This window comes from Rhodosalinus sp. (genome assembly GCF_046542825.1).
Classification (GTDB): domain Bacteria; phylum Pseudomonadota; class Alphaproteobacteria; order Rhodobacterales; family Rhodobacteraceae; genus Rhodosalinus.
In genome coordinates, this window is the sequence record NZ_JBKHAQ010000001.1 from 89,653 (window position 1) to 97,076 (window position 7,424).

Annotated in this window: 8 protein-coding genes; 7 read left to right on the top strand and 1 reads right to left on the bottom strand. The window is 71.6% G+C overall.

Annotation, left to right across the window (positions count from 1 at the left end; all coding sequences use genetic code 11):
* Positions 1-11 precede the first annotated feature (11 nt).
* From xdhC to ACLFOB_RS00455, 7 genes are all read left to right on the top strand, one after another.
* Positions 12-854 carry a xanthine dehydrogenase accessory protein XdhC gene (xdhC, locus tag ACLFOB_RS00425; RefSeq protein WP_410918510.1) on the top strand — a complete coding sequence of 281 codons (843 nt, stop codon included), beginning with the start codon at positions 12-14 and terminating at the stop codon, positions 852-854.
* Between the two features lie 768 nt (positions 855-1,622).
* Positions 1,623-1,844: a phenylalanyl-tRNA synthetase subunit beta gene (locus ACLFOB_RS00430; protein WP_410924280.1), complete on the top strand. Its 222-nt coding sequence runs from the start codon at positions 1,623-1,625 to the stop codon at positions 1,842-1,844.
* Between the two features lie 71 nt (positions 1,845-1,915).
* Positions 1,916-2,131: a YrhK family protein gene (locus tag ACLFOB_RS00435; protein WP_410924281.1), complete on the top strand. Its 216-nt coding sequence runs from the start codon at positions 1,916-1,918 to the stop codon at positions 2,129-2,131.
* A 51-nt stretch (positions 2,132-2,182) separates the two neighbouring features.
* Positions 2,183-3,058, top strand: a complete 876-nt coding sequence (locus ACLFOB_RS00440; RefSeq protein ID WP_410924283.1) for a nitrilase-related carbon-nitrogen hydrolase — start codon at positions 2,183-2,185, stop codon at positions 3,056-3,058.
* A 194-nt stretch (positions 3,059-3,252) separates the two neighbouring features.
* On the top strand, positions 3,253-5,646 hold the full coding sequence (gene pheT / locus ACLFOB_RS00445; RefSeq protein ID WP_410924284.1) for a phenylalanine--tRNA ligase subunit beta: 2,394 nt from the start codon (positions 3,253-3,255) through the stop codon (positions 5,644-5,646).
* Positions 5,647-5,733: 87 nt separating this feature from the next.
* On the top strand, positions 5,734-6,390 hold the full coding sequence (locus tag ACLFOB_RS00450; RefSeq protein WP_410915976.1) for a phosphoribosyltransferase: 657 nt from the start codon (positions 5,734-5,736) through the stop codon (positions 6,388-6,390).
* A complete protein-coding gene (locus tag ACLFOB_RS00455) occupies positions 6,387-6,833 on the top strand; it encodes a YtoQ family protein (RefSeq protein ID WP_410915974.1) in 447 nt (148 codons plus the stop codon). Before ACLFOB_RS00450 ends, ACLFOB_RS00455 begins: the two co-directional genes overlap by 4 nt.
* A gap of 97 nt (positions 6,834-6,930) precedes the next feature.
* Here the strand turns inward: ACLFOB_RS00455 and ACLFOB_RS00460 are convergent.
* The coding region (locus tag ACLFOB_RS00460; RefSeq protein WP_410924286.1) for a glutathione S-transferase C-terminal domain-containing protein at positions 6,931-7,424 on the bottom strand (494 nt) is incomplete at its 5' end.

Sequence of the window (7,424 nt, forward strand, 5' to 3'; positions counted from 1 at the left end):
CGGCGCGGTCCCTGCCCTTCGACCGCGCGGCGCTTGCCCGCGCCGTGGCGCGGAAGGGGCGGGTCGTGCGCGTGGCAGTGATCCAGACGCGCGGGTCGGTCCCGCGCGAGGCCGGCGCGGCGATGCTGGTCTGGGACGGCGGACAGGAGGGGACCATCGGCGGCGGCGCGCTGGAATGGGAGGCGGCCGCTCGGGCGCGCGAGTGCCTTGGCCGCGGACGCGATGCGGTGGGGGCGATGCCGCTCGGCCCGGCGCTGGGTCAGTGCTGCGGCGGGGCCGTGCGGCTGCTGTGGGAGGTCTATGACGCCGACCGCCTTGCGCAGGTGCCTGAACGGGGCCGCTACGCGCGCCCGCTGCCCGGCACAGATGGCGCCACCCTTGTCGAGGAGGTCACGCCGGAGGGCCGCGCGCTCTGGATCTGGGGCGCGGGGCATGTGGGCCGCGCGCTGATCGGGGTGCTGGCGCCGCTGCCGGGCCTTTCGCTCACCTGGGCGGACACGGATGCGGCACGGTTTCCTCAGACGGTGCCGGATGGCGTTCGCGTCGTGCCGGCGCGCGATCTGCCGCATCTTGCGGGCCATGCGCCGGAGGCGGCGGAGCACCTGATCCTGACCTACAGCCACGACATTGACCTTGCGCTCTGCGATGCGCTTTTGCGGAGGGGCTTCATCGCCTGCGGAGTGATCGGCTCCGCCACGAAACGGGCACGCTTCCGCTCTCGTCTTCTGAAGATGGGCCACGCGGAAGCCGCGGTGTCGCGACTCCGCTGCCCGATCGGGGATCCGGGCCTTGGCAAGCACCCGCAGGCCATCGCGGTGGGCGTTGCGGCTGAGATTCTGCGCGGCTCGGGATAGCCCCGGGGTCGGCGGACGAAGCCCGCGCCCGATGGCGCGGCGGGCCGGCCTGTCCGGGTTTCCGCCGCGCGTGGCACGGGGGGCGGCAGATTCGATGCAGCCGCGCGCGAATCGGGGTGACGGCGACGTTCCTTTTCCCCCAGTGCGTTCCGGATGGTCGGCAAGGCACTGCTGCGCAGGCCCCATGCGTGAGGCCGCGGCCTCTGCCGCCAGGCTGGGGCACGGCCCGTGTCCTGCGCCCCTGCCTGCTGGCCACGCTCCGGGCGCTCTTGCCCGCCCTGGGTGCGCCGGGATCGCGGCCCGGCACGGCTTCTGCGTCCGCCCGCCGGATGTGCTGGCACAGGAGCTGCTCGACTGGATCGAGCGTGCGACCGAGCGCCATGTGAGCCGGACGCGGAGCGAGCCGCCGCTGATCCCGGTCTGCGGCAAGGGCGACGCGCCGGAGTGCCCCCGCGCGGCACGCGGATCCAGCCGGGCGCGGGCGGGCTTTGCGACGGCGAGGCGCGGGTGATCTGCCTGGTCGCGCCGTGGACCGCCAGAGAGGTCTGGCAGCGCTCCAACCTGCCCGAGGAGTCGGCGATGTGCAGTTGCCGAACCGCCCCCGGGAGTGCCGCTTCCCCGGCGAGTGGACTGCGCCTGCACCTTTCACGACGCCCGGCTGCAGGAGCAGCACGCACGACTGCGACTGGCTGGCGATCCGCTTCTGGTCGGAATGCGGGAACGGGCCGCATCCGTGACCGCGTGCGCCTGCGCGCTAGACTGACTGTCATGCGAATCCTCTTCGCCCTTACCGTCGCAGCGCTTGTGATCCTGGGGCACGTCGGGCTCTGGACCTCGGACCGTGTGCCGGCGGAGCTCAAGGCCGACCTCACCCGGATCAATGCCACCGCCTGGGCCGTCGTGCTGCTGCCCGCGGGGGCAGTCGCGCTCTGGCTGCGTGCGCAGCGCCGCCGAGGGCGCGAACGCCGGGAAACCGACGGCAGGGAGTGAGGCATGCACCTCTCCAGGCGCCCGACCCGCCAAGGGACCGCTCGCACGCGAAGATCCTGGTGCGCCGGGAGGTGGCCCGTGCTTTCGTGGATTTCGCCGCCGCGCGCTGCGTCACGGTCGGCTCGGTCCTGTTCTTCTGGTACAGCAGCGGGACGGCGGCGATCCGGATCATGACCGTGGGCCCGGTGTGCTTCATGGCCAAGCCCACCATCCGCGCGGTGCGCGAGCTGCACGAGCCGGCGATCGGCGACGCGGCCGACCTCGCACAGCGCCTGAGCGGCGCTTGACCCGCCCCGCGCGCTCCGTCTAGGGGCGGCGCGTGCCGACCGGAGACGCCGATGCCGCAGAGCCTGACCCTTGCCGCCGCGCAGTTCGCGAGCCACATCGGCGATCTCGACGCCAATTTCGAGACGCATCACGCCTGGGTGACAGAGGCCCAGGCGTCGGGTGCCGACGTGCTGGTATTCCCGGAACTCAGCCTTGTGGGCCACTACGGGGCCGAGCGTCTGCTCGACGTCACGATGAAGCGCAACGACCCGCGGCTGCTGGCGCTGTCGCGAGCGGCGGGCGAGACGATCCTGATCGTGGGCTTCATCGAGGAAGGGCCGGCGGCGCAATTCTACAACGCCGCCGGCGTCTACAAGGCCGGGCGCTGCATCTACCTGCACCGCAAGATCAACCTGCCCTCCTACGGCAAGCTGATCGAGACGAAATACTACGCGCAGGGCCGCTTCGTGGACACCCACGCCATCGCCGAGGACTGGCGCCTCGGACTCCTGATCTGCGCCGACCTGTGGAACCCGGCGCTGGTGCACCTGGCCTTCTTGCATGGCGCGACGCTGCTGGTCTCGCCGATCTCCTCGGGGGTCGAGGCGGTAGGCGACGGCTTCGACAACCCCGCGGGCTGGGCGGCGACGATGCATTTCTACTCGATGATGTACGGCGCTCCCTCGGTCATGGTGAACCGCGTGGGGCCGGAGCAGGACCTGAGCTTCTGGGGCGGCTCGCGCATCCTGGGCCCTTTCGGAGAGCCGCTGGCGGTGGCAGGCACGGAGCCCGAGCTGATCGCGGCGTCGGTGGACTATGCCGCGGTGCGGCGGGCGCGGGCCCTGCTGCCCACCGTGCGCGACAGCAACATCGGGCTGGTGGAGCGCGAGATGAACCGGCTGGTCGACCGGCTGGGCGTGCCCGACATGATCCGCGACGACGGTTGAGGCCTGCGCGCGGGCGATTTTTCGATCGAAAAATCGCCGCCCCGTCAACACGCTCCCGCATCCTGTTGCCGCGGCCCGAAAATTCTTCGATCGAAGAATTTTCCGGGCTGGCCGGCCCGCCGGGGGCGGCCTCTTCCCCCCGCGGGCGCGATCGGCTATCCCGCGCGCGATCCGAGGCCCAAGGAACGCGCAAGATGAAATTCACCCTCTCCTGGCTCAGGGACCATCTGGACACGATCGCCACGGTCGACGAGATCGCCGAGGCGCTGACCGATCTGGGCCTCGAGGTCGAGGAGGTCTTCGACCCCGCGAAGCGGCTTGCGGGCTTCACCCTGGGCAAGGTCCTTCGGGCCGATCCGCACCCCGACGCCGACCGCCTGCGCGTCTGCCGCGTCGAGACCGACCAGGGCGAGAAGCAGATCATCTGCGGCGCGCCCAATGCGCGCGAGGGGATCATCGCGGTGATCGCGCATCCGGGAGCCTACATCCCCGGCCTCGACACGACGATCCAGGTGGGCAGGATCCGCGGCGTCGAGAGCCAGGGCATGATGTGCTCCGAGCGCGAGATGGAACTGTCGGACGAACACGACGGCATCATCGAGCTGCCCTCCGGTGAGGTTGGCGAACGCTTCGTCGACTGGCTGGCCGCACACGACCCGGCCAAGGTCGATCCGGTGATCGAGATCGCGATTACCCCGAACCGGCCCGACGCGCTGGGCGTGCGCGGCATCGCGCGCGACCTCGCCGCCCGCGGCCTCGGCACGCTGAAGCCGCAGGAGTCGACGCCGGTTCCCGGCGCCTTTCCCAGCCCCATCGACGTGGCCATCGACGCCGACACGCGCGACGGCTGCCCGGTCTTTGCCGGCCGGGTGATCCGGGGCGTCACCAACGGCCCCTCGCCGCAATGGCTACAGGACCGGCTGCGCGCCATCGGGCTGCGCCCGATCTCGGTGCTGGTGGACATCACCAACTATTTCACCTTCGACCGGAACCGCCCGCTGCATGTCTTCGACGCGGGCAAGGTGGCAGGCAACCTGCGCATTCATCGCGCCGCGGGCGGCGAGGAGCTGCTGGCGCTGGATGAAAAGACCTATCGCTTCCCGAAGGGCGCCATCGTCATCTCCGACGACACCGGTCCCGAAAGCATCGCGGGCATCATGGGCGGCGATCCCACGGGCGTCACCGAGGCAACGACCGAGGTTTTCCTCGAAAGCGCCTACTGGGACACCGTGCAGATCGCGCTGACCGGCCGCGCGCTCAAAATCAACTCTGACGCCCGCTACCGGTTCGAGCGCGGTGTCGACCCCGCCTATACCGTCAATGGGCTCGAGGACGCGACGCGCATGATCCTGGACCTCTGCGGCGGCGAACCGTCGGAGATCGTCGTCGCAGGTGGCGTGCCCGACCATTCCCGTGCCTACCGGCTGGACCCGGCGCGCGTCCGTTCGCTGGTGGGCATGGATCTGCCCGAGTGGCAGCAGCGCCAGACCCTGACCGCGCTGGGCTTCCGCCTCGACGGCGACATGGCGCATGTCCCGTCCTGGCGGCCCGACGTGATGGGGGAGGCGGACCTGGTGGAGGAAGTGGCGCGCATCGCCAGCCTCACGAAACTGCAGGGCAGGCCGCTGCCACGGCCGACCAAGGGCGTGACCGGCCCGGTGCTGACGCCGCTGCAGCGCCGCGAACAGGCCGCGCGCCGGGCGCTGGCCGCCTCCGGCTTCAACGAGTGCGTCACATACAGCTTCGTCGCCGGCCCCGCGGCCGCGCTTTTCGGCGGCGACGACCGGCTTTTGCTGGAGAACCCGATCAGCTCCGAGATGACGCACATGCGCCCCGACGTGCTGCCGGGCCTCCTGCAGGCGGCGGCCCGCAACCAGGCGCGCGGCTTCCCGGACCTCGCCCTCTTCGAGATCGGGCCGGCGTTCCACGGCCCCGAGCCCGGCGAGCAGCACCTGCAGGTTGCGGGCCTCATGGTGGGCCGCGCGGTGCCGCGCAACGTGCACGGGCCGGCGCGCGACGCCGACGCCTTCGACGCGAAGGCCGCGGCCGAGGCGGTGCTCGCCGCGCTGGGCGCGCCCGCGGGCGTGCAGGTCCTGCGCGGCGGGGCGGAGTGGTGGCACCCGGGCCGGCACGGTCGATTCTGCCTCGGGCCGAAAAAAACGCTGGGCACTTTCGGCGAGCTGCACCCGCGCGTGCTGCAGGCGCTCGACGTGAAGGGGCCGGCGGTGGCCTTCACGCTCTGGCCCGAGGAAATTCCGGCGCCGCGCCGCGCGGGCGCCGCGCGCCCGGCGCTGGCAGCCTCCGACCTGCAGGTGGTGGAACGCGATTTCGCCTTCGTGGTTGACGCGGAGGTGGAAGCCGCCGCCCTCGTCAATGCCGCGCGGGGCGCCGACAAGGCGTTGATCGACACGGTCGAAGTGTTCGACGAGTTCTCCGGCAGCAGCCTGGGCGAGGGGCGCAAGTCGCTGGCGCTGGCCGTGCGGCTGCAGCCGCGCGACAAGACCCTGACGGAGGCCGAGATCGAGGCCGTGTCGGGCCGGATCGTCGACAAGGTCCGCGCGGCGACGGGCGCCGAACTCCGGGGCTGACAGCCCGCGTCCTTGCGCCCGGTCAAGGTGCGGGTCTGCCGCCCGTGCCATGGTGCATGGTGTGGCGGGGCGACGATGGAGGAACGGATGTTCGAGGATCGCGAGCAGGCAGGCGAGCAACTGGCCGATCGCGTCGTGGCAGAGCGCCCGGCGCGCCCTGTGGTGCTTGCCCTGCCGCGGGGCGGCGTGCCGGTCGCGGCGGTCGTGGCACAAAGGCTGGGCGCGCCGCTCGACCTTCTGCTGGTGCGCAAACTGGGCTTGCCGGGGCACGAGGAGCTTGCCGCCGGCGCCCTGGTGGACGGCGACCCGCCGCAGGCGGTCTACAACCCCGAAGTGCTGGCGATGGCCGGCCTCGACGAACGCGACTTCGCCGGCCAGATCGTCGACAAGACGCGCGAGATCGCGGAGCGCCGCGACCGCTGGATGTCGGGCCGCCCGCCGGTGGAACTCGCCGGGCGCACGGCCATCGTGGTGGACGACGGCATCGCCACGGGCGCCACGATGCGGGCGGCCCTGCGCGGGCTCCGCGCGCGCAGCCCGGAAGCGGTGTGGCTTGCCGTGCCGGTGGCGCCGCCCGACACGCTGGCGCGCCTCGCGCACGAGGCCGACAACGTCATCTGCCTGTCACGGCCGCAGGCCTTCCAGGCCGTGGGCTTCCACTATCGCCGCTTCGACCAGGTGAGCGAGGCGGAGGTGTCGCGGATACTCGCCCGTTTCGACGACCCCGACAGGAGACCCGAATGAGCCTGACAGTCTATCTCGCCGGAGAGATCCATTCCGACTGGCGCGACGATGTGGAGCGAGCCGCCGATGGCCTCGGCCTGCGCTTCACCGCGCCGGTCACCGATCACGCCGCCAGCGACGACTGCGGCGTGGCGATCCTGGGCGCGGAAGAGGACAAGTTCTGGCACGACCGCAAGGGCGCGCTGCTCAACGCCATCCGCACCCGCACCGCGCTCGAGGAGGCGGATGTCGTCGTCGTGCGCTTCGGGGAAAAATACAAGCAATGGAACGCGGCCTTCGACGCGGGCTACGCCGCGGCGCTGGGCCGTCCGCTGATCACCCTGCACCCGCCCGAGCACGACCACGCCCTCAAGGAGGTGGACGCCGCCGCAAACGCCGTCGCCCGCACGCCTGAAGAGGTCGCGCGGATCCTGCGATACGTCGTCGATGGCCGCCTGCCGTGACGTGACGCCGGGCTGCCCCCCCTTTCAATGGTCCCGAAATACCCCGGGGGTGAGGCCCGGAACGGGCCGAGGGGGCAGCGCCCCCTCCGCCGGTCCTTCACCCCTCGCGCGGCGGGATGTTCAACGCCCGTTGCACCGCGGGACGCGCGAGGAAACGGTTCAGGTAGCTCATCGTGCGGGGATGATCCTGCCAGCCGACCATCTCCTTCGCGCCGTAGAAGTCGAGCGCGCGCAGCCATGGCGCCAGCGCCATGTCGGCGATGGAATAGTCGCCGGCGATCCAGTCGCGCCCGTCGCCCAGCGCGGTCTCGACCACGCCCAGCAGGCGCTTCGTCTCGCCGATGTAGCGCGCGCGCGGGATCGGGTCCGCGACTTCGGAGCCCTTGAACTTCACGAAGAAGCCGAGTTGTCCGAACATCGGCCCCGGACCGCCCATCTGGAACATCAGCCACTGCAGCGCCTCGTATCGGGGCGCGCCGCCCGCGGGCAGGAACTGCCCGGTCTTGTCCGCAAGGTAGATCAGGATCGCGCCGGATTCGAAGAGACCGAGGGGCCGCCCGCCCGGCCCGTCGGGGTCGACGATCGCGGGGA